The sequence below is a fragment of the Nocardia sp. NPDC050630 genome (assembly GCF_044457245.1).
Classification (GTDB): Bacteria; Actinomycetota; Actinomycetes; order Mycobacteriales; family Mycobacteriaceae; genus Nocardia.
Window position 1 is genome coordinate 194848 of the sequence record NZ_JBITGN010000004.1, and the last position, 22789, is coordinate 217636.

Consider the following 22789-nt stretch of genomic DNA (forward strand, 5'->3'; position numbering starts at 1 on the left):
GGGTTACCTCGTCATACCGGCTCAACCGCATGGATGTGGTGACATATCCGCGCAAGTATTCGCGTCGGGTCAGTCGCGCGTCGGGTCCGGGTGCCAAGGGACGTAGATTCGCCCTTCGGCCTCCGCGGCAACCGCAGCCGAGTGCAGCTGATATGGCGTGATACCGCCCGCCTCCCAAGCCCCAACAGAGCCCGCGGCGACGGCCTCGGGTGCCTTCGCGGTCAAACCGATCTCGTTGCGCACCACCGCGATCGGGCGATCGGCCAACGTGAACCAGTCCAGGTCCAGAAAATCATGGCTGCCGTGGGTGAGCGCGCCGCGGCGCATGGCATCGCCCAGACGCGTCGCCATGCCGGCGGTGCTCAGATGTCCTTGGTTGGCTTCGAATAATCCGGCTCCGGCATGCAGGTAGCCGGTCTCGAAGAGCGAAATCACCATGGCGAGCAGGCTGAACGCGCGCGGATCGTCATTGGCGCGCGCCATGAAGGCGAATACCTCGATCTCGTTCTCCAGCGTGGTGCCATATCCAGCGAGCACATGCACCCAGTCGTGCTGGGCGAGCAGCGGCGGCGCGGAACCCGGCAGGCCCGGGGTGACGAAACCGCGGTCGGCATAGAAATCCGCGACGCCGCGCCCAAGCGTGCCGACGGGCAACTCACGCAGGGTGGCCCAGCGCGCAGCCAAGGCCGGATCGTCGCTGACCTGTCCCCAGGAGGAATCCAGACTTTCGGTATGCAGTGCGGTCAACCGGCTCGGGTCCAACCCGCCGAGATAACCGTTGCGGTCGAAATCGACCGCCGCGAGTTCGATCGCGCCCTCGGCGTACTTCTGTGCCACCGCGATCATGTCGTCGTCGACCTCGAGCGCGTCGGCGAACTCGCGCAGCTTGGTCGCGACGGCGGGCGGCAACGGCCGCACCACCAGCGCGGACAGCAGCATGGTCTGCACGATTCGCTCCCGGAAGATCCGGTTGCGCCGGGCCAGCCCGACCGCGAAGGTCTCGGCATCGACGGGCGGCAGCGTGTCGAGCTCGACTCGATGTCCGGTCATCGACAGGAACAGCGACGGGATCAGCAACTGCTGCAGCGGAGTCAGCCCGTCCGCATCGGACGCCGCGGCGACCACACCGCTGGCCAGCAGCGCCACTTCAGCCGCATCGGGCGGGGTCAGCAGTACATCATCCATCCGGTCAACTCCAACAAGATCGCCGACGTTATCCACCGCGGCGGCGGATGCTCCCATTATCGATCCGAATTCGATACGGCGCCCAGTCATTTCGCCGACGGCGTAGTCGTTGCGGGCACGGCGCGCCATCAGTGCGTATGCTGAATCCCATCGCGTGACCTTCCGTCGGTGAAACAGCCGTGGGGCAGCGGCGGCCCGGAAGCGGATTGCGTTCGGAGGGAATCTCGTGGCCTCTGCGGGCTCGAATCGACCGGCGCTCGACCTTCGAGTGCTCGGACCGGTGCGCCTGCTGGTCGACGATCAGGCGATAGCGTTGCCCGGCGCCAAACTCCGCGCGCTGCTGGCCATGCTCGTCATCAACCGCCGCAATGCCGTTGCGAAAACCACACTGGCGAACAGCATCTGGGAAGAGGAGATGCCGAATCGCTCCGTCGACGGCCTCTACGCCTACGTCTCGAATCTGCGCACGATTCTGCGTTCGGCCGGGGTGGACGACAGGTCCGTCCTGCGCACCGTGCACGCCGGATACCTCCTCGATATCGCCGAGGACCAATGTGATGTCGGCCGGTTCGAGCGGGCCAGGACCCAGGGCTCGCTGGCCTTCACCACCGGCGATCTGGAAACTGCGGCCGAATGTTTCGCCGACGCGCTCGCGCAGTGGAGCGGTGAGGCGGTCGCCGGATTGCGTGGCCTGCGATTCGCCGACAATTTCGCCACCGACATGGACGAACGCCGGTTGAATGCGATTGCCGACCGCCTCGATGCGGATATCGCGTGTGGTCGCGAGGGCGCGGTCCTTGGCGAACTGACCGCATTGACCGCCGAACATGCTGTGAACGAACGACTCTGGCGACTGTTCATCTCCGCGCTCTACCGCGCGGGCCGCCAGGCCGACGCACTCGCCGCCTGTTTGCGCATCCGCCGCAACCTCGCCGACGAGCAGGGCATCGATCCGGATCCGCGCACCCTGGCGCTGGAGCAGGCGATCCGCAGCCAGCAGGCACTGCCGACGGTCTCCTCCTCACCCGGGGCGACCAAGCGGGATCTGCCCGATCTGCTGCGGCAGGCCTGGCTGCGGGTTGGTGATGGCGAGGCGATCGCCATACCGGCGACCGGGCTGCGGATCGGCCGCGAATGGGATAACGACATCGTGCTCGACGATGCCCGGGTCAGCCGCAAGCACGCGCGCATCGTGCCGCGCGATAACCGGATCTTCATTCGGGATCGGGATTCGGCCAATGGCGTCTACGTCAACGGTGTGCCGATCGGCGCCGATACCGCACTCGCGGACGGTGATGTCATCCGAATCGGTTCCACCACACTGCGTTACGAGATGCCCGATCGGGGCACCCCGCCGGAGGCGACCAGTCGCACCAACTCCAGGCGGGTTCAGTAGCCCGCGGGCAGGGCGGCGAGCATATCCCGCGTCACCGCGACCGCATGATCCGAACTGCCGCCCTTGACCAGCAATGTCGCGAAGGCCAGATCCCCGCGATAGCCGACGAACCATGAATGCGAGCCGCCGTCGACCTCGGCCTCTCCGGTCTTGCCGTACACCTCGCCCTGGTCGGCAATGCGTTCGGCGGTTCCGCCGGTGACCACCTTGCGCATCATCATGCGCAAGCCATCGATTACCTCCGCACCGATGGCCGGACGGTCGCCCTTGATCTCGGTGGTCCGTCCGGCGATCAGATACGGTACCGGAGCGGACCCGTGCGCGACGGTCGCGGCGAGCACCGCCATTGCGAACGGACTCACCACCACCTTGCCCTGGCCGATACCGTCCTCGGTGCGCTGGATCATATCGTCGGACGGTGGCACCGAACCCGACTCGGTCGGCAGGCCCGGAACTGTATACGACTGTCCCACACCGAGTTTCGCGGCAGTATCGTGCAGTGCGTCGCCGGGCAGTTCACTGGCCAATTTCGCGAACGCGGTATTGCAGGATCGCTCATAGGCCGTGGCCATCGGAACGTCACCGAGTTGGAAGAGGTTGTAGTTCGGAATTGTCCTCTCCCCGACGACAATTCGGCTCGGGCATGGCAAAACCGTTTCGGGCGTCGCCTTTCCGAGTGACATGGCCGCTGCCGCGGTCACCGTCTTGAAGACCGAGCCCGGCGGGTACTGGCCAATGGTGGCCACCGGACCGTCGCGGTCGGCCGCCCTGTTCTGTGCGACAGCCAGAATCGCGCCGGTCGAGGGCCGCAGCACCACCATCATGGTCTGTTCCTCACCGCCGTTGACGGCCCGCTGTGCCGAGTTCTGCACATTGCGATCGATACTGAGCGAGAACGACGGTGCGGGTTGTGAGGGTACTTCGGTGAGTACGTCGGTATCGGCGCCGTTGGCGTTCATGGTGACCACGCTCCAACCCGCCTTGCCGTCCACCTCCGCGATGACCGTCTTGCGAACCTGGGCGAGCAGATCGGGTGCGAAATCCCGGTCGGTAGCGACCAAATCCCACTGTTGGGTCAGCGTGACCCCGGGCAGGCCGATGAGATCGGCATCGACCTGGTCGTACTCGTACTCGCTCAACAGCGCGACGGTGTACTCGCCCTTGGCGGCGCGCGCCGCATTCAGGATCGACTCGGGGGTGAGCCGCTGGTCGAAGCGGTTCAGCGCCGCCGCGAGCGAGTTCGCGGTGTAACCCGGATCCGGGGCGGAGGCCACGGTGAACGCGACCCGAGATACCTTGCCCGGAACCAGTACATCGCTGCCGGACTGCTCGTTCACTCTGGCGCGCGGGGCGGGGTTTGCGCGCAGTGCCATGGTCTGGGTATCGCCGAGTTTGGGATGGATATCGGAGGAGCTCCAGCGCACCATCCAGCGGCCGTCACTGCGGCCCATCTGCAATTGGCCGGTGTATTTCCAGATCCGGTCCTTGGGCAGATGCCACTCGTAGGTGTAGTCGACGGTCGCGGTATCGCCGGTGACCCTGGCCGCCCCGGTATGCGCGGTCAGCTTCTCGGCCTGCAACTCGACCCATGTCGAACGCAGTGCGGCGGTTGCCTTCTCGGGTTGACTGGTGAGTTCGGCCGCGGCATCGATGTCGTGGGCGGCGAAGGCGGCCAAGAAGGTATCGGCCGCGGGCACCGGTCCCTGCGGGCTGGCCGAGCAGCCGGATCCCACCGCCGCGAATGCCGCGACGGCCAGCGTAATGAGCATGCGAGTCGACATCGGGACCGATCGTATAGTCAACGCCGGGCAAACGGCTGTGGCACACCGATGTTCGGCGCAGCGTTCAGTCGAGCAGAACGGTCGCGAAGGTGGCGATCTGCCGGAACCCGACTCGGCTGTAGGCCCGGCGGGCGATGTTGTTGTAGTCGTTCACATACAAACTGGCGGTGCGGCCCGAGGCCACCACCGCATTCGCCACAGCAGCCGTACCGCGGGTGCCGAGACCAGCGCCGCGCCGTTCGGGATGTACCCATACGCCCTGGATCTGTCCGGTACGCCGGGACAGCGATCCGACCTCGGCCTTGAACACCACTTCGCCGTCCTCGAAACGCGCCCAAGCGCGGCCGGATTCGATCAGGCTCTGGATCCGGCGCCGATAGCCGCGGCCACCGTCGCCCGCGCGCGGATCGATGCCGACCTCCTCGATGAACATGGCGATGGCCGCGATGAGATAACGCTCCAACTCATCCGGCCGGACTCGGCGGACCTGGGTGTCGGCGGTGGCCAGCGCGGGCTGGCCGAGGGCTAGTAGCGGCTGTGCACCGCGCAGCTCGCGTTCTGGTCCCCAATGCGCGGACAACATCTCCCACAGCGGCAGCGTCAGTTCCTGACGCCCGACCACCGACGAACACACCCGCGGCCACCGCACCGCCCGCGCGGCGAAGGCGCGCAACGCATCCTCATCACCGCGCAGGGGCACCAGATTCGCACCGGAGAAGCACAATGAGTCCAACGGACCACCCCGACTCCACAGTTCGCTGTGCCCGACGCCGGTATCCAAACCGAATTCCTGTAACCGCGCCGCCACCATGCACGAGGCGATCGGATCACTATCCAGCACCCGCAACACCTGTGCCAGATCCCGGTTCGCGAGCTGACGCGCGGGGGCATCCTTGGCCCGTCGCGCCGGCTCCAGCAGACTCCGCACATCGACAGCCTGCCACGAATCGGGCGACTCTGGTACGGCTACTCGGGAACTGCTGCTACCCGACAGTGACGACGGGTTCGCCCGCGTCGGCCGTCTCGCCCATCTCCTCGGCAATGCGCATGGCCTCTTCGATCAAGGTCTCCACGATCTGCGCCTCCGGCACGGTCTTGATGACCTGCCCCTTCACGAAGATCTGGCCCTTGCCGTTGCCCGAGGCGACACCGAGGTCGGCCTCGCGTGCCTCACCCGGACCGTTCACCACACAGCCCATCACCGCAACGCGCAGCGGCACTGCCATGCCCTCCAGACCTGCGCTCACCGCATTGGCCAAGGTGTACACATCGACCTGGGCGCGACCGCAAGACGGACAGGAAACGATCTCGAGCTTGCGCGGGCGCAGGTTCAGCGACTGCAGGATCTGCCCGCCGACCTTGACCTCCTCGGCTGGCGGCGCGGACAGCGACACCCGAATCGTGTCACCGATGCCCTCGGACAGCAGCGCACCGAATGCGACGGCGGACTTGATGGTGCCCTGGAACGCCGGACCGGCCTCCGTCACACCCAGATGCAGCGGGTAATCCGACTGTGCGGCCAATTGGCGGTAGGCCTCGACCATAACCACCGGATCGTTGTGCTTGACCGAGATCTTGATATCGCCGAAACCGTGCTCCTCGAACAGGCTCGCCTCCCACAGCGCCGATTCGACCAGCGCCTCCGGGGTCGCCTTGCCGTACTTCTCCAACATCCGCTTGTCCAGCGAACCGGCATTCACGCCGATGCGAATCGGGATGCCAGCCGCACCAGCGGCCTTGGCCACTTCGCCGACCCGACCGTCGAATTCCTTGATATTGCCCGGGTTTACGCGCACCGCGGCACAACCCGCATCGATGGCGGCGAAGATATAACGCGGCTGAAAATGGATATCCGCGATCACCGGGATCTGGCTCTTGCGCGCGATGGTCGCCAATGCGTCGGCGTCCTCCTGGCGCGGGCAGGCGACGCGCACGATATCGCAGCCCGAGGCCGTCAGTTCGGCGATCTGCTGCAGGGTGGCGTTGACGTCATGGGTCTTGGTGGTGGTCATCGACTGCACGGAAATCGGGTGATCGCTGCCGACGCCCACATTGCCCACCATCAATTGGCGGGTCTTGCGGCGAGGCGCGAGAACGGCCGCGGGTGCGGTCGGCATCCCCAATCCGATTGTGCTGGTCACTTTCGGCTGCCTACTTTCGTGCGTACTTTTTCGGGCCGTTCGCCTACCGAGCTTAGCCGCGTGCCGCAGCTGCTCACCCTGTGAGGGCCGTGACATGAGTCATGACACACAGATGTCCCGAATTGCCAGCACTCCGGCGTTCGCGGTAGTTATCGCGGCACAACTGCGACAGGTTAGCGCGTCAGCGGAACAACTGGATCGGATTCACAATGTCGGCGACCAGCGTCAGCACCATATACGCACCGCCGATCACCACTGCGACGTAGGTCACCGGAAGCAGTTTCAGATAGTCGACCGGACCGCCCGGCGCCAGCCCCTTCCAGCCGCGGACGGTATTGCGGATCTTCTCGTAGAGCACCACCGCGATATGCCCGCCGTCCAGCGGCAGCAGCGGCAACAGGTTGAAGGCGCCGAGGAAGAAGTTCAGGCTGGCCAGAACCAGGATGAACACGCCCCACAGGCCGCGCTCCGCGGTCTCACCACCGATCTTGCTCGCGCCGTAGACACTGACCGGAGTCTCCGGATCGCGCTCACCGCCGGTCACCGCGGTCCACAGCGCGGAAACCTTCTGCGGCATCTGAGCCAGCGACTCCACCGTGCGCACGAACATCTGCCCGGTGTACGCACCCGCGGCCGGAATCGCGGCCAGCGCGTTGTACTTCAGCGGTTCGTAGTACTCCGAACCGACGCCGACCGCACTGACCTCGCGGCCCGGACCGCCATCCTCGGGATAGCGCGTGACGCGTTCCGGAGTGACCTCGATGGTCTCGGTCTTACCGTCGCGCTCGATGGTGTAGGTGAACGGACCGGTCTGCTTCTGGGTTTCGGCGGTGAACTGCTGCCAGCTCGTCACCTTGACGCCGTTGACGGCCTTGACCACGTCACCACGCTGCATACCGGCCCGCTGCGCCGGACCGGTGCCCTGGCAGTCGGCAAGCGACTTGTCCGGATTCTGCTGCGCGACACATTTCATCGCGCCGATGGTGGTAGCCGGCGGCTGGTCGAAGCGCGGCAGGCCCCAGCCGATCGCGAGCACGACCAGCAGCAGGAAGCCGAGCACGAAGTTCATCGCGATCCCGCCGAACATCACGACCAGGCGCTTCCAGGTGTCCTGGCGGTACATGGCGCGGTCGAGATCCTCGGGTGCGAGTTCGTCCAATGCGGTCATGCCCGCGATATCGCAGAAGCCACCGAGCGGGAGCGCCTTGAGGCCGTATTCGGTTTCACCGCGCTGGAACGAGAAAATCTTCGGACCGAAGCCGATGAAATAACGTCGCACCTTCATGCCGGTGGACTGGGCGGCCCACATATGCCCGCATTCGTGCAGTGCGATCGATATCGTGATGCCGAGGGCGAACAGAACGAACCCCAACGCGAACACCATTTGCTGTACAGCCCTCCTGCGTTGCGCAGCTCGCCTCAAATGAAGTGCGGCCGCCCGCAGCGGCCGCGATTACCCGCACAGGCGCGTCCGTCCGCGCCGCGAGCACCCCGACCACAGTAACCGGACGCCGACGAACCCTCTCCGGTAAGTCTGCCAGGCCGCCGTCCTACGGCGCGCCCTATACGGTTCGATCGGCGGTGACGAGCGTCCGCGCGTAGTCGCGGGCCCAGGTGTCGGCGGCGAGTACGTCTTGCAAAGTCTCCGGTTCGGCGCGCCACCGATCGGCTGCCTCGACCGCGCGGGCGACCGTGCGCACGATCGCCGGGAAACGAATCGACCCGTCCAGGAAGGCTTGCACCGCAATCTCATTCGCCGCGTTGTAGACCGCGGTGACGCTGCCGCCAGCGGTGCCAGCCTGCCTGGCCAGCTCGACCGCCGGGAATACCGCATTGTCCACCGGCTCGAAATCCCAGGTCGACGCGGTGCTGAAGTCGCAGGCGGCGGCCGCGCCGGGCACACGATCGGGCCAGCCGAGGGCCAGTGCGATCGGCAGCTTCATATCCGGCGGGCTGGCCTGGGCCAACGTGGAGCCGTCTTTGAAGGTAACCATCGAGTGCACGATCGACTGCGGATGCACCGTGACATCGATCCGGTCGTAGGGCACCCCGAACAGCAGATGCGTCTCGATCAGTTCGAGGCCCTTGTTCACCAGCGAGGCCGAATTCAGCGTATTCATCAGACCCATCGACCAGGTCGGATGCGCCTTCGCCTCGGATGGATTCACCGATTCCAGCATTTCGGTGCTCCAGCCACGGAACGGACCGCCGGACGCGGTCAGCACCAGCCGGTCCACCTCATCGGCCCGCCCGCCACGCAGGCACTGGGCGAGCGCGGAATGTTCGGAGTCGACCGGCACAATCTGGCCGGGTGCGGCGGCGCGCGTCACCAGCGAGCCGCCCGCGACGAGGGATTCCTTATTCGCCAGCGCCAGCCGCGTGCCCGATTGCAGCGTGGCAAGTGTCGGCTCCAGGCCGAGCGAACCGACCAAGGCGTTGAGTACGACATCAGCCTCGGTACGGCGCACCAGTTCGGTGACCGCGCCGGGACCGCTCAGTGCCAGGTCGAGTCGGGTGCCCGCGGCCGGATCGGCGACCGCGACATTGCGGGTCCCGGTGGCGGCCATCTGCGCCGCGAGCAGCTCGGTATTGCCGCCGCGCGCGGCCAAGCCGACCACCTCGAACTTATCGGGGTTGGCGGCAATCACCTCGAGCGCCTGGGTACCGATGGAACCGGTGCTGCCGAGCAGAAGGACTCTCACGATGTCGGACACGGCCCCATTGTGGCAGCGGGCCTGGCGACGCGCCCGCAGGCGGTAGCCCGCGTAACGACGGAGGGCACCGCCTGCCGATCGAACACGGCCCTGCTGGCTACGACGAGCGGTCGTATGCCACGATATCGACAGCAACGCCCACACCGAGCTAAGGAGCGATCGTGGCCGCCACGGAACTCGAACCCACCAGTGACCGCGCAATCGTCACCCACGTGGATACCGCCGAGGTTCCGTCCGCCGAATGGGGCTGGAGCGGGGAATCGCGCCGCACCTTCCGCGTCGCGGGCTGGATCGTCTGCGTAATCCTGGTGGCCATGACGATCGGCAACCACAAGGGCCACATCGAGGACGTGTTCCTGGTCGGTTTCGCGGCCGCGATCGCGGGCATCTTGATCCGCGACTCGATCCTGCGCCGCAAGCCTCGGTAGTCCGCACCGAAAGATATCGACTCGCTTGGGGATCCGCCCGCCTAACGCCCTCGTCGCTTGGCGGGCTTTTTCTTGGCTCCGGTGTTCTTGACCACGTGTTTTGTCGAGCGTTTTGCGGTGCTCTTCTTCGGCTCGGCCTTCTTGCGCTGAGCCTGGCTGCGTGAGCTGCGTTCCGAGCGACCACGCACGATACCGACGAAGTCCTCGACCAGGTCGGTGGTCTGCGCGGCTGGCCAGGCCAGGGCGATTTCGGTATCAGGGACGCCCATCATCGTCCGGTAGACGAGGTCGCGGCGGGCGTAAAGACGGGCAATGGAATGCGGGACGATGGCGACGCCGACACCGGCCGCGACCAATTCGATGGTGCTCGCGATCGCATCGATATCGCTCGAGTCCTGGATTCGTTCGCCATCCAGATCGCCCATGCCCACCTGTTCGAACAGCGACAAGGTGTGCTCCTTGGGCAGCACGACGACAGGAAGCTCCCGGTAGAGCGGAATCGCGTTGAGACCTTCGCGATCGATGGGTAGCCGGACGAAGCAAGCGTCGACGCGCCCGTCGCGCAGCGCGGCGAGTTGTTCGGCCATCGGGACCGCGATCACCTCGAGCGGGGTGTCCGGAAACCGCTCAGCCCAGATCCGCGTCCATTTGGACACCGTTACGCCAGGTACGAAGCCGACCCGCAGTGCCACATCCTCCGGGGCCACCGGTTCGGGCTCTTCTTCGGCGCGCGTGATGATCTCCCTGGCATCGTGCAGCAACTGCTGTCCGGCCTCGGTCAACTGCGTCGGTTGCGCACCGGGCACAAAAAGTTTGGTCCCGAGTTCCTGCTCCAAGTCGATCACCGTGTGACTCAACTTCTGCCGCGAAATGTGCAGCGATTTCGCCGCGCGGGCGAAATGCAGTTCCTCGGCAACCGCGACAAACCAGCGCAAGCGGGTCACGTCGATGGACTCGGGGTTCATTCGTATCAGGGTATTGCCATGGGGGCTGTCGACCAGCGAGGCGGGTGGTCCGGGGGTGGCACCGGGCCGGATAGTCTGTACCGGTGAGCCCGGATAAGAAACCGCAGACCATGAAGCCGCTGACCGCGGCGAACAAGCTCGGCATCTACCTTCCGGCGACGCCCGAGGAATTCCGCAACTCCCCGATCTCACGCGCCGAACTCGAACAGTTGCGCACCAACCCTCCGGCCTGGCTGACCGAACTGCGCAAGACCGGGCCCTTCCCCCGCGATATCGTCGCCCGCAAACTCGGAGTTTCCAATACCGGCCTAGCCCGCGCCGAAGTCTCCGATGCGATGAACGCCGAGGAAATCGCCGCGCTACTCGCCGACCCACCAGAATGGCTGATCCGCGAGCGCGAGAACTACGCCGCGGTGCGTGAGGAAAACGAGCGCATCAAAACCCAACAGGCCGAACGCCGCGCCGCGGCCAACCGGCCCGCCAAGAACCGCACATAGTGCAGGCCCGGCTGCGCGCCGAGCGCAGTCGAAAGATGACCCGGCACGCCGTCCGACACCGCAATTCGACTGCGCCCGACGGGATGGCGCCGAACCCGACCATTGGAGCAGCCGCACCCGGCGGGGTGCGGCTGCATTTCGGCGGAAGTGGTTATGTCGCACCGGGTTTCGCGGTGACAAGTTGACAGCTTCCATCGGTGCACGAGCGCTGCAATCGGCCGCGGGAGAGAGTCTGGAGCAGGCCGATCGCCCAGCAGGTCGGGCAGCCGCGCAATGCGACGAGGCCGACCGGTAGCAGCAGCAGGCTAACGAGGCCGACCGCTGGCATCAGGGCGAAGGAACCGATTACAGCGCCGAATCCAATTGCGCCACGGGCCAAATGGCGTGATAGCGACGCACTGGCGAACTCATGCCCGCCGGTCGCCCGACCATCACCCCGCATGGAATCGCTACGCGATACTTTCCGCATTACCGACCTCCAAACTCTGCTGCACCGCCGCACGCGCCCGATGCAGCCGTGACTTCATCGCCGCGGTGCTCAGGCCCAGCAGATCCGCGACCATTCGACCGCTGTACCCCTGCACATCCCGCATGATCAGCACCCGCCGCTGATCGCCGGGCAGTGCCGCGATCGCCGCGGCCACCCGCTCGGCCTCCAGGCGATTGATCGCCTCCTCCTCCGCCGACGCGATGGTCGATTCGGGAGTCGGCTCGGCCCGACGCACATGCCACCGCAGTTGACGCAGACATTCATTGCGCACAATCCGAAACATCCACGAGGCCAACGCACCCGATGCCCGCAATGTGCCGATCTTGCGATACAGAATGATCAATGCTTCCTGCGCCGCATCCTCGGCATCCTCCGGCGACGCGCACAGCGAGTACGCGAATCGACGCACATGCGGATGCGATCCGGACACCAGCGTGGTGATCGAGTCGATATCGCCCGCCCGCGCCGCGGCGACGAGATGTTCGTCGGGCCAGCACACTTCGGTCATCGCGACCGGCTCCACCGTCGCAGCACGGTGATACTGCACGCGCAAATGAGCAGTGCCCCAACAACAATCGCGGCAATGATCACGACATACCTCCCGATCTCGTGCCGGCCGTGTTGCCGACACAAGTATGAGAGGTGTAAACCCACACAAAGGATTCACCGCGATCCAGCGGCGCAGTTCGATCCACACGGACAAACGACCAGACGTTGTTACGATGTGTCGAAGGACATCTAGGAGGTGCGGTGGCCGAGGCCGATCGGGCGCCAGTGCGCGTCGATCCATCCAAGCCCAACGCTGCTCGGGTGTACAACTACCTGCTCGGCGGTAAGGACAACTACGAGGTGGACCAGCGGGTCGCCGAGCGAATGCTCGCGGTCGCGCCGGACACCAAGACGACGGCCTGGTTCAGTCGTAAATTCCTCCTCAACGCCGTGGAAGACGCGGCTCAGCAGGGGATTCGGCAGTTCATCGATATCGGTGCCGGAATCCCCATCTCGCCCAATGTGCACGAGGTCGCGCAGAAGGTCGATCCCTCGGCACGCGTCGTGATGATCGACTACGACCCGGTCGTGTACGTGCACACCAACGCACTGCTGTCCGGTACATCCGGTGTCACATCGATACTCGGTGATATTCGCCGAACGGACGAGATCATCGAAATGGCGCGGACCGAAGGACAGATCGACTTCGACCAGCCGGTAGCGATTCTGATCGTCGGCGTACTGCACTTCGTGATGGACGACGAAGACCCGGCTGGGATCATCGCGCGACTGCGCGATGTGATGGCACCGGGAAGTATCCTGGCCTTCACTCACGGATCGGTCGATACACACGCGGAGTTCGTCGCGCAGTCGATCGGCGATACCGACGGCAGCTCGGCGCAGGTCCAATACCGGACCCCGGAGATGGTGGCCGCATACCTGGACGGCTTCGAGGTGGTCGAACCCGGTCTGGTGCCGGTACAAGATTGGCTCGACGACGATCTACCGCGCACAAAGTTGGTGCTGTTGGGCGGCATGGGCCGTAAGCCCTAGGTCGCGGCGAGCGCTTCTGCGCGTGCCGCGAGTGCGTCGGCGATCGGACGCGGACGGCGACCGAGTCCGCACGCACTCGCGACGCCGTCCACCGGTCTACCCAGGGCGTTCTCGATCAGCCCTAAGGTCTCGACCTGCTCTGCCACCGTGGGACTGTCGTGGACGAATCCCGCATAGAAATTGGTGCCCGTGTCGAGTGCCAGGTCGGCAAGAGGTGCGTAGAACCCGGGATCCGCGGACGGCGGGATATCTCCCGCCGCGAGCGGAGCGTGCACAAAGGTCAGCGGACGATCCGAAGGCCACTGCCGGACAACGGAATTGGCCAGCTCGACGAACGGGCGTAGATCACGCATGCGAACCCTGGACTTGTTGCGCATACTGCCGACGCACAGGTGCACACCGAATTTCGTTCCAGCAGGCGCGGATTCGGCCAGCGCCGCAATCCCCTCCCCGAGACGCAACGCCGCCTCCAAGCGTCGGTGCAATGGTTGCGTCTTCGCCATGAGCACCATTTCCGCGGTGGCCTCCAATTGCACGACCACGTCGGTACCGACCAGTTCGTGGATGGCCGTGATATCGCGCACGGTCGCGTCACGAAATGCCTTGCGGTGCGACCGGACACCGGGAATGCCCATGGCGATGAAGGCCAGGGTGAAATCGGTCGGCATCCCGATCTGGAGAGTCAGCTCGGGCAGCTCGCGCGCCGCGCGCAAATCGCGGAATACCGCCAGCGCCTCCTCGGCCTCGCCGAGATATCCGAGATCCATCATGTCGCCCGTCAGTTCGCGACCGGACGGGACACGGTGGATGGTCCGTTCTCTACTCGACCGCCACGTGCCCAACTTCTTCACTTCCAACGCGCCCTGCGCCACCAGATCCTCGATGATCGGCTGAATGTAGAACTCATAGCGGCGCGTTTCCCCAGTAGGGAGCGTGCGTAATCGCGGTCCCGCGGCATCGAGCATCGCACGCATAGCGTCCTCCGTACTCGTCCCCGGAAAGCTGCCAACGAAATGCACACCGCGCGAACCCATGCTGTGCATCGTAGATCGCGTCTCCGCCACGCAACCCCATAGCTACGGATCTTCGTGTGCGGTATGGTGATTCGCCAGAAGATGGCGCGGCGCAAGATATTTCCCATTCGGAGGGAACGCGGTGACGAACAAGCTCTACGCCCGAATGCTGGTGGCCGCTACCGCGGTGGCGTCAATGCTCGGCGTGGTACCGGGGGCTGCCGGTGCCGATCCGGCGGCCGCACCCGACCGTTGTCAGGAGATCTCCTTCCCGGTACCGCAGGGGAGTTTGGGCGCGACGCTGTGCCTGCCGGATCGGCCGACCGACACCGTCATGGTGTTGATGGCGGGCTCCAATTACAACCACACCTACTGGGACTTCCCTTACGCACCAGAGACTTACAACTTCCGGCGCGCGATGAACGCCGCGGGCTACGCGACGCTGGTAGCCGATCGACTCGGTAACGGCTCGAGCACCCGCCCGCCGAGCATGTCACTGAGCGCGACCGCGACGGCGGAAGCCCTGCACAACATCGTGCAGGGCCTGCGCCACGGACTCGCGGGCGCACAACCGTTCGGCAAGGTCGTCACCGCTGGTCATTCGCTGAGTTCGGGCACCTCGGTGATAGAGGCCACCACTTATCACGATGTCGACGGTGTGCTGCTCACCGGATATTCGCACACCCTGAGCGTGCCGGACGTTCTCGGCGTGATCAGCACCTACTACCAAGCGGTGCAGGATCCCGTATTCGCCAGCCGGGGATACGATTCGGGCTATCTGGTGACTCGGCCGGGCACCCGGGCCGCTGATTTCTTCGGTCCGGATAATGTCGATCCACAGGTGCTCGCGATCGATGAAGCGACCAAGGAAACCTTCTCGCTCACCGAATATCCCGACGGGCTCACCTCCACGCTGCCCGGAATGTCGAGTTCGATCACCGCTCCGGTCATGCTGGTCAATGGCAGTTTGGACCGGCTGTCGTGCGGACCCGCCTATTCGATCTGCGCCGACAGCGCGACCCTGCAGGCCGCGGAGGCGGCGTTTTTCAGTCCGGCCGCGCGGTTGCGCACATTCGTGCTGCCCGGCAGTGGACATTCGGTGAATCTCGCACGCAACACCGCGCAGTATCAGACCGCCGTCATCGACTGGATGAAGTCGGTCGTCGGATAACTCGACCCGCTCGCGGTGGTCGACGTGCCGCGATCACAAGAGGCTGTCCTGCGGCAGGTATGGACGCACGACCGCGGCCGCGCGACCTTGCGCCTCGGGATCGCACCGGTAACGCACCAGCTGACCTTCGGTGAGTGCGCGATAGCCCGGCACATCGATATGGCTGTATTCGACGAACACCGGCCACTGCCGGACACCATCGGGTTCGATGAAGCCGAACCCACGCTGTTCGTCGAACCAGGCCACCGTACCTGTCAGCCATACCGAGGTCGGATCGATAACGCTGCTCATCGTAGCCTCCGCGAGGTCGGGATCGGCGATACCCCCGCATTCGGCCTACCCGCGAATGCCACTGGCAAACACCGCTTTTCGGGACGCGAAAACGCCACACATCAACCCGATTAGTCGGCTCGATCCGGGGTAGGTCGCAGATGTGGTCCGAACCGGGGCCGCAGATAGTTCCAACTACCGAAAAGGAGTGCCGATCATGGCAGATCCGAAGAACCCCGGGCAGTTCGGTAATCGCAAGGACACCCAGGAGCAGGCCAGCAAGGGCGGAAAGGCCAGCACCGGCAGCTTCGGCCAGGAAAACGCCGCAGACCCGCACGAGGCCGGTCGTAAGGGCGCACAGGCGCAGCCGACGGCGGCCAAGCAGAAGGGCGGCCAGCACAGCCACAGCGGCAGCTAGCTCCAACGGTCGAACGGGCCTCGGTCATCGCGAGCCGGGGCCCGTTCGCATGCGTCGAATATCATTGGCGAACCTGGGTAAGCGCCCGACATGGTCACCTTCGGATATTTCTTAGCCAGCGAACAGTTCGGGCCGAAAGAACTCGTCGAGCAGGCCAAACGCGCCGAACAGGCGGGGTTCGAACGGCTGTGGATCTCCGACCATTTCCATCCCTGGAATGACGCCGAGGGCCACAGTCCCTTCGTGTGGGGCACCATCGGGGCGCTCTCGGAGGCAACCGACCTGCCGATTACCACGGCGGTCACCTGCCCCACCGTCCGCATCCATCCCGTAATCATCGCGCAGGCCGCCGCGACCGCCGCCGTCCAACTCGGCGGCAACTTCGTTCTCGGCGTCGGCAGCGGGGAGGCGCTCAACGAGCACATTCTCGGCGATCCGTGGCCATCGCCCACGGTCCGGCTCGAAATGCTGGAGGAAGCGGTCCAGCTGATTCGGCGACTGCACCGCGGCGGTAACGTCAACCACCGCGGCGAGTACTACACCGTGCAGGACGCCAGAATCTATACGCTGCCCGATGCTCCGGTGCCGATCTACATCTCCGGATTCGGCCCGCAGGCAACGCAATTGGCGGCGCGCATCGGCGACGGCTTCTGCACCGTACTGCCCGATGCCGATGCGGTCGACACCTTCCGCACCGCGAGCGGCGGCGCGAAACCGGTACAGGCGGGCGCCAAGGTCAGCTGGTCCCGCGACGAGGAGTCGGGCCTGGACGCCGCACACCGCCTCTGGGCCAATGAGCTACTGCCGGGCCAGCTTTCCCAAACGCTGCCGCGGCCACGCGATTTCGAGGACGCGATGAGCCTGATCGATCGCGAGTCCACCCGCGACCACTTCGCCACCGGGCCCGATCCGGAACGCCATATCCGCCAACTTCGGCAGTATCTCGATGCCGGTGTCGACGAACTGTACGTCCAACAGATCGGGCCCGATCTGGACGGCTTCTTCACCGCTTGGGAGAAGGAGATCCAGCCCGCCCTGAGCTGAACCGAGATCGCTAGGCCGGTACCGCGACGGTCGCCCGGTTCCAGACGCGATGCCGGGCAACCGCATTCGCGAAAGCCTCGATGAAGTCCTCGGTCACGCCCGCACCGCTCGCGTTCGTGGTGAAGACACCCGCTAGCGCGTCATGATCGGTGTCGGATACGACACCGGCGACTCGCAGCAGCGTGACACCATCGCCGAAGCCGCCGATCGCTTTGACGTGTTTGAACGCCTCCAGGACGAAGTGCACCGCCGCGCCATTGCCCGCCAGCGTGTCGGCGGATCGTTTTCCACCCGCGACGAGCACCGCGTCATAGAGCACCGAAGCAACGGTCGCCAGCGAACGGTCCACCGCCAGGGTTTCGCCGTCACTGCCGTCACCGCCCAACGTACCGGCATGCGGCGCAAGCACTTCGGGGATCGCACCACGCTCGGTCAACCACGATTTGATGCGGCGTACACCGAGTGTGTCCACACCGTCGGCGGCCAGGATCGCGATCTTACGGGTCGCGATGGTGTCGGTGACCGTATTCAGTTGCGACAGTGCGGGAGATACCACCGCGTCCCGATCATTCGAGTCCGGTTGCGGTACCGGCATACCCAGCTCACCCGCGACCCGCTCGGCCAGCTCCGGTTCGATCTGCACCAGATGTTCGAGCACCCTGGCCCGGATGGCCACCCGCTCCACCTTGCCGAGTTCGAAGGCGAAGGCGGCGACAATATGATCGGCCTCCGGCGGTGACATGCTGCGCCAGAACATTCGTGGCTGGCGGTAGTACTCCCGAAAACTGCTGGCGCGCTGCCGAATAGCTGAACCGGTGAGCGGCTCGGCGTAGTGCCGGAACATCTCGGTGTCCGCCAATGCCGGACAACCCCCACCGATGGTGTTCTTGGTATACGCGGCCTCGCCCTGCGGGATGGCGTGTTGGCCGAAGCCGTCCTGCTGGTGATTGCGCACATCCGCGACCGGCTGATTGATCGGCAACTGGGCGAAATTCGGCCCGCCCAAACGGATCAGCTGGGTGTCGAGGTAGGAGAAGTTGCGCAACTGCAGCAGCGGATCATCGGTGAAATCGATGCCGGGCACCAGATTGGCCGTGTGGAAGGCCACCTGCTCGGTCTCGGCGAAGAAGTTGTCCGGATTGCGATCCAGCACCATACGCCCCACCGGCTGCACCGGAACCTGCTCCTCCGGAATGATCTTCGTCGCATCGAGGAGGTCGAAGTCGAAGCCGAATTCATTCTCGTCCGAGACCAGCTGCACGCCCAGCTCCCACTCCGGATACTGGCCTGCCGCGATGCAGTCCCACAGATCGCGTCGGTTGAAGTCGGGATCACGTCCGGCGATCTGCTGACATTCGTCCCACACCAGCGAGTGCACGCCCAGTTTCGGTGTCCAGTGGAACTTCACGAAGGTACCTCGACCTTCGCTGTTGACGAGCCGGAAGGTGTGCACGCCGAAGCCCTGCATCATGCGATAGCTGCGCGGCAGTGCTCGGTCCGACATCAGCCACATGATCGCATGCAGCGTCTCCGGTTGCTGCCCGACGAAGTCCCACAGGGTGTCGTGCGCGGAGGCGGCCTGCGGAATCTCGTTGTGTGGCTCGGGTTTCACCGCATGTACGAAGTCCGGGAATTTGATTCCATCCTGGATGAAGAACACCGGGAAGTTATTGCCGACCAGATCGTAATTGCCCTGGGCGGTATAGAATTTCGTCGCGAAGCCACGCACATCGCGCACGGTATCGGCGGATCCGCGCGAACCAGCGACGGTCGAAAATCGCACGAACACCGGTGTTTCCACGCTCGAATCAGTGAGGAAGCGGGCGGTGGTGAATTGGCCGAGCCAGCCGTCGTAGGGCCGGAAGTGTCCGTAGGCACCCGCACCTCTGGCATGGACCACCCGCTCTGGAATCCGCTCGTGATCGAAGTGGGTGATCTTCTCTCTGGCATGGAAATCGGCGAGCAGCGTCGATCCGCGCTCCCCCACTTTCAGGGCGTCATCGGTGCTGTCCACCCGTACGCCCTGCTGTGTGGTCAGCTTCCCTTGTTCGCGATCCACCCGGTATCGATCCAGCTGGCGCTGCTTCTCATTCGATGCGCCGTTTTTGTTCGTCGCGTCGGTCACGCCGCTCACCCCTCGGTCTTGCGGCGCCAATCGCGCACCGCGTCGCGAATCCGGTCGAAGAGCGCAAGTGGCGGTCCGGCAACGATATTCACCAGTGCCGACTCGCCCGCCTCCGGATGCGGCCGGGTCGGGGCGACAGCCTCCGCGACCCGCACGACATCGGCGAGCACCGCGCTCTCACTGGCTGAGAGCTCTTGGCGCAGCTGGTCGAATTCCTCCTTCTCCTCCAGCTCGGCGTGTTCGATTACCGATTCGGCGAAGGAGCGGAACTTCGTATCGAAGTCCTTGTGCTGCACGCCCAGGTCGTAGAGCTCGGCCAGCACGCGCTTGGCCTCTTGCTCTTCGTGCAACCTGTCATCGACAACGCTGGCGGGCACCGATGCGCGCCGTGATGCCGGATGCACCACTTCCTCTTCGGCGCTCTCGTGCACGGCCAGCGCGCGGACCAACTCCTCGAACGGCTCGCGCTTGGCCGCACCCTGCGCAAGCTGTACTTTTTCGATCAGGCCCTTGATCAGTTCGTGCTGTGCCAGCAAGAGCGTGACGACGTCTTCCTTCTGACCGGTGGCCATTGCGTACCTCCTCGATCGGGGACGGAGCCACCGCGGCTCCTCTCGTCCGCGCATACCCGCAAGCCGCACAGTCACACCTGAGGCCAGGGCCGTGCGGACGAGTTGGAGCCGAGTCGATTCGCAGGTCGGGTCAGTCCGTCGACACCGCCTCTACCACGCCGCCGGTATCGGCATTGCCGAGCGCGACGGCCACATCGGCCTGCGCCACAATGCCCACCAACTGGTCGCCGTCGAGCACCGGCACCCGGCGGATCTGATGCACCGACATCACATTGAGCACCTCATCGGCATCGGTACTCGCCTGCACCGTGATCGGTGTGCCCTCGGCCAGTTCTCCGGCCTTGACGCCGAGTGGATCCTTGTTCTCGGCGAGCACCTTCACCACGATGTCGCGGTCGGTGAGCATGCCCTTGAGCCGATTGTCCTCACCGCAGATCGGCAGCGCGCCCACACTCAGCTGTTTCATCAGCTTGGCGGCCTCCAGCACCGAATCGCTGGATCGCACACACTGCACGCCCTCGGTCATGAGTTCACGCGCGGTTGTCATGGTTATCCTCCTATTCATCGCAAGCAGACTCGGATTCGCGGTACCCGTCGAGATGCCCGATACACCCCTGATTGATCCTCAACATCCGGGGTATCCGCTTGAACACGACGATCCATCCGAACGGAGAGGACGCCATGTTTCCTGGATCCGACCAGCCCGAATCCGACCGGCTGCGCTCCGACTTCCCGGACCGCGCACGCAACACCAGAAACCACGCGGGCGAATTGATCGCCGACACCCACAACTGGCCCGGCGTCATCCTGGTACTGCTCGGCGTAGTCGCCGCCGCCCTTACCCTCACCGCCGCAGGCTACGGATTCGCCGGTTGGGCCATCATCGCAGGCATCGCCGCGGTCGTCTGCCTGATCTGCGGCGGCGGACTCATCGTTGCCGAACACCGCCGAGTCAAGGCCGACGAGGGCCGCGAACTGCTCGAGCCGGGCGGCCACTGACCCGCACCGCATGGACGCACGCTCGAGTTCGCGGATCTTGCTGCCCGCGAGTCCGCCCGCCAGCACGTCCAAGCCCTTTTCGGCATCCGCGCCCAGGTTCTCCATCAGCAGGATAGCCTCGGCTACCAGGGCGTAGGCGCCGCCGACGACAAGCTGGTTGGCGGCCGTGACCGCTCAGCTGCGACGATCGGCTCGAGTAATTGCGACCCCCAGCTGGCAGCGGCCGCCGGACCCCTACGCCAGCCCGGCAACGCGCGCAGCTGGATCACGATGTCGGCCAATTCGACCGACCGCAGCGACCAAGTGCCCTCATCCCGGGGTCCTCGCCCCGGACGATCTAACCTTCGGCAGCGAGTTGCCCACAGGCGGCGGCGATTTCCTGGCCCCGCGTATCGCGCACTGTACACGGGACGCCCTGGGCGTTGACGCGCCGAACGAATTCCTGCTCAACGGGTTTCGGGCTGGCATCCCACTTGCTGCCCGGCGTTGGGTTCAGCGGGATGACATTGACGTGCACACGGGAGCCAAGGGCCTTGTGCAGCTTGGCGCCGAGCATATCCGCGCGCCACGGCTGGTCATTGATATCGCGGATCAGCGCGTATTCGATGGACACCCGACGGCCGCTCTTGTCGGCGTAGTAGCGGGCGGCATCGAGGACCTCGGCGACGGCCCAGCGGTTGTTCACCGGCACCAGGGTGTCGCGCAGTTCGTCATCGGGCGTATGCAGCGACACCGCGAGAGTGACCGAGAGGTCCTCGTCGGCGAGCTTGCGAATGGCCGGAGCCAAGCCGACGGTGGACACGACCACGTTGCGTTGAGAAATACCGAAGCCATCGGGCGCGGGTGAAGTAATGCGGCGAACCGCGGCGACCACTCGCTTGTAGTTGGCCAGCGGCTCGCCCATACCCATGAAGACGATATTGGACAGGCGGCCCGGACCGCCCGACACCTCGCCATCGCGCATGGCCGCGGCAGCGGCACGGACCTGGTCGACAATTTCTGCGGTAGAAAGATTGCGATTAAGGCCGCCCTGGCCGGTGGCACAGAACGGGCACGCCATACCGCAGCCTGCCTGGCTGGAAATACACAACGTGGCGCGGTCCGGGTAACGCATCAGCACGCTCTCGAGCAGGGTGCCATCGCCCGCGCGCCACAGGGTCTTTCGTGTCTCGCCGCCATCGCACGCGACATGCTTGACCACCGACATCAGCGGCGGAAACAGCGCCGCGCCGATCTTTTCGCGCACCGCGGCGGGCAGGTCGGTCATCTGCTCCGGATCGGCTTGCAGACGGCCGTAATACTGGCGCGCGATCTGATCGGCACGGAACTTCGGCAGACCGAGTTCCTCGACCGCGACCTTGCGCCCGTCGGCATCGAGGTCGGCGAGGTGCCGCGGCGGCATGCCACGGCGCGGAGCATCGAAGACGAGGGGCAGCGAAACGGTCATAGTCCTTCCAGTGTCCCATCCTGGGTGTGCGGACCGGACCGAAGGTGACCATCACGACGCCCGACGCGACGAAGGTCACGTCCGATCAACTCGGTGAGCGGCCGCGTGCATCGACATAACGACATACCGGTCACCGCGTAGAAATGCGTGCACCAGCGATAGCGATCGGTAATGATCGAAGTATGACCAGTCACGCCGAGTCGTCCGAGCCGGAGCGCACCGGAGATGTCGCACCTGCGTCGACCGGGCGTGAAACGGTCGAGCCGACCGACCGTCGGACGGTGGAGCCGACCGGTCGCAAGTCGCTGGGAAAGAGCCGGACCGGTGACACCTGGGTCGCCCTGGTCGCCGCGACGCTGATCGGGATCGTGCTGCTGATCTTCATCCTGCAGAACCTCGAACAACAACGGGTGGATCTGTTCTTCTGGAGCTTCTCCCTACCGGTCGGCATCCTGGTGCTGCTGTCGGTGATCGCGGGCGCGCTGGTGATGGCACTGGTCGGCGGGGTGCGGATCATTCAGCTTCGGCGGGCGGCCAAGCGATAGTACGCGGTTCGCACGCACCGCCCATTCGTCGATTCCGCGGGATCCC

General features: G+C 65.1%; 23 protein-coding genes and 1 pseudogene. 9 read left to right on the forward strand and 15 right to left on the reverse strand.

Annotated elements, in window-relative coordinates:
• Window positions 1-69: 69 nt before the first annotated feature.
• Window positions 70-1314 carry a hypothetical protein gene (locus ACIBG0_RS13510; protein ID WP_397032243.1) on the reverse strand — a complete coding sequence of 415 codons (1245 nt, stop codon included), beginning with the start codon at window positions 1312-1314 and terminating at the stop codon, window positions 70-72.
• 97 nt (window positions 1315-1411) lie between these two features.
• On the opposite strand from ACIBG0_RS13510, the gene ACIBG0_RS13515 reads away from it, so the two are divergent.
• Window positions 1412-2581, forward strand: a complete 1170-nt coding sequence (locus ACIBG0_RS13515) for a BTAD domain-containing putative transcriptional regulator (protein ID WP_397032245.1) — start codon at window positions 1412-1414, stop codon at window positions 2579-2581.
• On the opposite strand, the gene ACIBG0_RS13520 is transcribed toward ACIBG0_RS13515, so the two are convergent.
• The 5 genes from ACIBG0_RS13520 to dxr all read right to left on the reverse strand — a co-directional run bounded on the left by ACIBG0_RS13520 (window position 2575) and on the right by dxr (window position 9217).
• Window positions 2575-4362: a penicillin-binding transpeptidase domain-containing protein gene (locus ACIBG0_RS13520; protein WP_397032247.1), complete on the reverse strand. Its 1788-nt coding sequence runs from the start codon at window positions 4360-4362 to the stop codon at window positions 2575-2577. The two genes, ACIBG0_RS13515 and ACIBG0_RS13520, sit on opposite strands and share 7 nt — an antisense overlap.
• Before the next feature lie 64 nt (window positions 4363-4426).
• Window positions 4427-5290 carry a GNAT family N-acetyltransferase gene (locus ACIBG0_RS13525; RefSeq protein ID WP_397032249.1) on the reverse strand — a complete coding sequence of 288 codons (864 nt, stop codon included), beginning with the start codon at window positions 5288-5290 and terminating at the stop codon, window positions 4427-4429.
• A gap of 55 nt (window positions 5291-5345) precedes the next feature.
• Window positions 5346-6503, reverse strand: a complete 1158-nt coding sequence (gene ispG / locus ACIBG0_RS13530) for a flavodoxin-dependent (E)-4-hydroxy-3-methylbut-2-enyl-diphosphate synthase (protein WP_397032251.1) — start codon at window positions 6501-6503, stop codon at window positions 5346-5348.
• 181 nt (window positions 6504-6684) lie between these two features.
• Window positions 6685-7887 (reverse strand): M50 family metallopeptidase, encoded by a 1203-nt coding sequence (locus tag ACIBG0_RS13535; protein ID WP_397032253.1) that lies wholly within the window; start codon window positions 7885-7887, stop codon window positions 6685-6687.
• A gap of 178 nt (window positions 7888-8065) precedes the next feature.
• Window positions 8066-9217: a 1-deoxy-D-xylulose-5-phosphate reductoisomerase gene (dxr, locus tag ACIBG0_RS13540; protein WP_397032255.1), complete on the reverse strand. Its 1152-nt coding sequence runs from the start codon at window positions 9215-9217 to the stop codon at window positions 8066-8068.
• 161 nt (window positions 9218-9378) lie between these two features.
• Here dxr and ACIBG0_RS13545 point away from each other — a divergent pair, with 161 nt between their 5' ends.
• Window positions 9379-9645, forward strand: a complete 267-nt coding sequence (locus ACIBG0_RS13545) for a DUF2631 domain-containing protein (RefSeq protein WP_397032257.1) — start codon at window positions 9379-9381, stop codon at window positions 9643-9645.
• A 41-nt stretch (window positions 9646-9686) separates the two neighbouring features.
• On the opposite strand, the gene ACIBG0_RS13550 is transcribed toward ACIBG0_RS13545, so the two are convergent.
• Window positions 9687-10610: a LysR family transcriptional regulator gene (locus ACIBG0_RS13550; RefSeq protein WP_397032259.1), complete on the reverse strand. Its 924-nt coding sequence runs from the start codon at window positions 10608-10610 to the stop codon at window positions 9687-9689.
• A gap of 83 nt (window positions 10611-10693) precedes the next feature.
• On the opposite strand from ACIBG0_RS13550, the gene ACIBG0_RS13555 reads away from it, so the two are divergent.
• Entirely contained in the window at window positions 10694-11107 is a 414-nt protein-coding gene (locus ACIBG0_RS13555; protein ID WP_397032261.1) for a DUF5997 family protein, read from the forward strand.
• A 449-nt stretch (window positions 11108-11556) separates the two neighbouring features.
• Here ACIBG0_RS13555 and ACIBG0_RS13560 read toward each other — a convergent pair whose 3' ends face one another.
• The gene (locus tag ACIBG0_RS13560) at window positions 11557-12105 is read right to left on the reverse strand and encodes an RNA polymerase sigma factor (RefSeq protein ID WP_397032263.1); all 549 of its coding nucleotides are present in this window, start codon (window positions 12103-12105) and stop codon (window positions 11557-11559) included.
• A 242-nt stretch (window positions 12106-12347) separates the two neighbouring features.
• Between ACIBG0_RS13560 and ACIBG0_RS13565 the strand changes: the two genes are divergently transcribed.
• A complete protein-coding gene (locus ACIBG0_RS13565) occupies window positions 12348-13139 on the forward strand; it encodes an SAM-dependent methyltransferase (RefSeq protein ID WP_397032264.1) in 792 nt (263 codons plus the stop codon).
• Here ACIBG0_RS13565 and ACIBG0_RS13570 read toward each other — a convergent pair.
• A complete protein-coding gene (locus ACIBG0_RS13570; protein WP_397032266.1) occupies window positions 13136-14173 on the reverse strand; it encodes a hypothetical protein in 1038 nt (345 codons plus the stop codon). The genes ACIBG0_RS13565 and ACIBG0_RS13570 overlap by 4 nt on opposite strands.
• Before the next feature lie 121 nt (window positions 14174-14294).
• On the opposite strand from ACIBG0_RS13570, the gene ACIBG0_RS13575 reads away from it, so the two are divergent.
• The gene (locus tag ACIBG0_RS13575; protein ID WP_397032268.1) at window positions 14295-15323 is read left to right on the forward strand and encodes an alpha/beta hydrolase; all 1029 of its coding nucleotides are present in this window, start codon (window positions 14295-14297) and stop codon (window positions 15321-15323) included.
• Window positions 15324-15356: 33 nt separating this feature from the next.
• On the opposite strand, the gene ACIBG0_RS13580 is transcribed toward ACIBG0_RS13575, so the two are convergent.
• The gene (locus ACIBG0_RS13580) at window positions 15357-15614 is read right to left on the reverse strand and encodes a cold shock domain-containing protein (protein ID WP_397032269.1); all 258 of its coding nucleotides are present in this window, start codon (window positions 15612-15614) and stop codon (window positions 15357-15359) included.
• Between the two features lie 196 nt (window positions 15615-15810).
• Here ACIBG0_RS13580 and ACIBG0_RS13585 point away from each other — a divergent pair, with 196 nt between their 5' ends.
• On the forward strand, window positions 15811-16011 hold the full coding sequence (locus tag ACIBG0_RS13585; RefSeq protein ID WP_397032271.1) for a hypothetical protein: 201 nt from the start codon (window positions 15811-15813) through the stop codon (window positions 16009-16011).
• Window positions 16012-16101: 90 nt separating this feature from the next.
• Window positions 16102-17055 (forward strand): TIGR03557 family F420-dependent LLM class oxidoreductase, encoded by a 954-nt coding sequence (locus tag ACIBG0_RS13590; RefSeq protein ID WP_397032273.1) that lies wholly within the window; start codon window positions 16102-16104, stop codon window positions 17053-17055.
• A 10-nt stretch (window positions 17056-17065) separates the two neighbouring features.
• Here ACIBG0_RS13590 and ACIBG0_RS13595 read toward each other — a convergent pair whose 3' ends face one another.
• From ACIBG0_RS13595 to ACIBG0_RS13605, 3 genes are all read right to left on the reverse strand, one after another.
• Window positions 17066-19180, reverse strand: coding sequence for a catalase (locus ACIBG0_RS13595; protein WP_397032275.1), 2115 nt, complete (start codon window positions 19178-19180; stop codon window positions 17066-17068).
• A gap of 5 nt (window positions 19181-19185) precedes the next feature.
• Window positions 19186-19752, reverse strand: coding sequence for a hemerythrin domain-containing protein (locus ACIBG0_RS13600; RefSeq protein ID WP_397032277.1), 567 nt, complete (start codon window positions 19750-19752; stop codon window positions 19186-19188).
• A 130-nt stretch (window positions 19753-19882) separates the two neighbouring features.
• Window positions 19883-20299: a CBS domain-containing protein gene (locus tag ACIBG0_RS13605; protein ID WP_397032279.1), complete on the reverse strand. Its 417-nt coding sequence runs from the start codon at window positions 20297-20299 to the stop codon at window positions 19883-19885.
• Window positions 20300-20433: 134 nt separating this feature from the next.
• Here ACIBG0_RS13605 and ACIBG0_RS13610 point away from each other — a divergent pair, with 134 nt between their 5' ends.
• Window positions 20434-20751: a hypothetical protein gene (locus ACIBG0_RS13610; RefSeq protein WP_397032281.1), complete on the forward strand. Its 318-nt coding sequence runs from the start codon at window positions 20434-20436 to the stop codon at window positions 20749-20751.
• 39 nt (window positions 20752-20790) lie between these two features.
• Here ACIBG0_RS13610 and ACIBG0_RS13615 read toward each other — a convergent pair.
• Together ACIBG0_RS13615 and rlmN are read right to left on the reverse strand one after the other, a co-directional pair.
• Window positions 20791-20907, reverse strand: a pseudogene (locus ACIBG0_RS13615) (2-hydroxy-3-oxopropionate reductase); the annotation flags it as partial.
• A gap of 181 nt (window positions 20908-21088) precedes the next feature.
• On the reverse strand, window positions 21089-22198 hold the full coding sequence (gene rlmN, locus ACIBG0_RS13620; RefSeq protein WP_397032282.1) for a 23S rRNA (adenine(2503)-C(2))-methyltransferase RlmN: 1110 nt from the start codon (window positions 22196-22198) through the stop codon (window positions 21089-21091).
• Between the two features lie 182 nt (window positions 22199-22380).
• Between rlmN and ACIBG0_RS13625 the strand changes: the two genes are divergently transcribed.
• Complete coding sequence (locus tag ACIBG0_RS13625; protein WP_397032283.1) at window positions 22381-22743, forward strand: lipopolysaccharide assembly LapA domain-containing protein; 363 nt, start codon at window positions 22381-22383, stop codon at window positions 22741-22743.
• Window positions 22744-22789: the final 46 nt, after the last annotated feature.

What these genes read in the sequence shown, in the direction of transcription:
- ACIBG0_RS13600 (WP_397032277.1), bottom strand. Translation starts at nt 19,752, where the DNA reads ATGGCCACCGGTCAGAAGGAAGACGTCGTCACGCTCTTGCTGGCACAG.
- ACIBG0_RS13580 (WP_397032269.1), bottom strand. Translation starts at nt 15,614, where the DNA reads ATGAGCAGCGTTATCGATCCGACCTCGGTATGGCTGACAGGTACGGTG.
- ACIBG0_RS13590 (WP_397032273.1), top strand. Translation starts at nt 16,102, where the DNA reads ATGGTCACCTTCGGATATTTCTTAGCCAGCGAACAGTTCGGGCCGAAA.
- ACIBG0_RS13550 (WP_397032259.1), bottom strand. Translation starts at nt 10,610, where the DNA reads ATGAACCCCGAGTCCATCGACGTGACCCGCTTGCGCTGGTTTGTCGCG.
- ACIBG0_RS13585 (WP_397032271.1), top strand. Translation starts at nt 15,811, where the DNA reads ATGGCAGATCCGAAGAACCCCGGGCAGTTCGGTAATCGCAAGGACACC.
- ACIBG0_RS13570 (WP_397032266.1), bottom strand. Translation starts at nt 14,173, where the DNA reads ATGGGTTCGCGCGGTGTGCATTTCGTTGGCAGCTTTCCGGGGACGAGT.
- rlmN (WP_397032282.1), bottom strand. Translation starts at nt 22,198, where the DNA reads ATGACCGTTTCGCTGCCCCTCGTCTTCGATGCTCCGCGCCGTGGCATG.
- ACIBG0_RS13520 (WP_397032247.1), bottom strand. Translation starts at nt 4,362, where the DNA reads ATGTCGACTCGCATGCTCATTACGCTGGCCGTCGCGGCATTCGCGGCG.
- ACIBG0_RS13510 (WP_397032243.1), bottom strand. Translation starts at nt 1,314, where the DNA reads ATGGCGCGCCGTGCCCGCAACGACTACGCCGTCGGCGAAATGACTGGG.
- ACIBG0_RS13560 (WP_397032263.1), bottom strand. Translation starts at nt 12,105, where the DNA reads ATGACCGAAGTGTGCTGGCCCGACGAACATCTCGTCGCCGCGGCGCGG.
- ACIBG0_RS13605 (WP_397032279.1), bottom strand. Translation starts at nt 20,299, where the DNA reads ATGACAACCGCGCGTGAACTCATGACCGAGGGCGTGCAGTGTGTGCGA.
- ACIBG0_RS13610 (WP_397032281.1), top strand. Translation starts at nt 20,434, where the DNA reads ATGTTTCCTGGATCCGACCAGCCCGAATCCGACCGGCTGCGCTCCGAC.
- ACIBG0_RS13535 (WP_397032253.1), bottom strand. Translation starts at nt 7,887, where the DNA reads ATGGTGTTCGCGTTGGGGTTCGTTCTGTTCGCCCTCGGCATCACGATA.
- ACIBG0_RS13625 (WP_397032283.1), top strand. Translation starts at nt 22,381, where the DNA reads ATGACCAGTCACGCCGAGTCGTCCGAGCCGGAGCGCACCGGAGATGTC.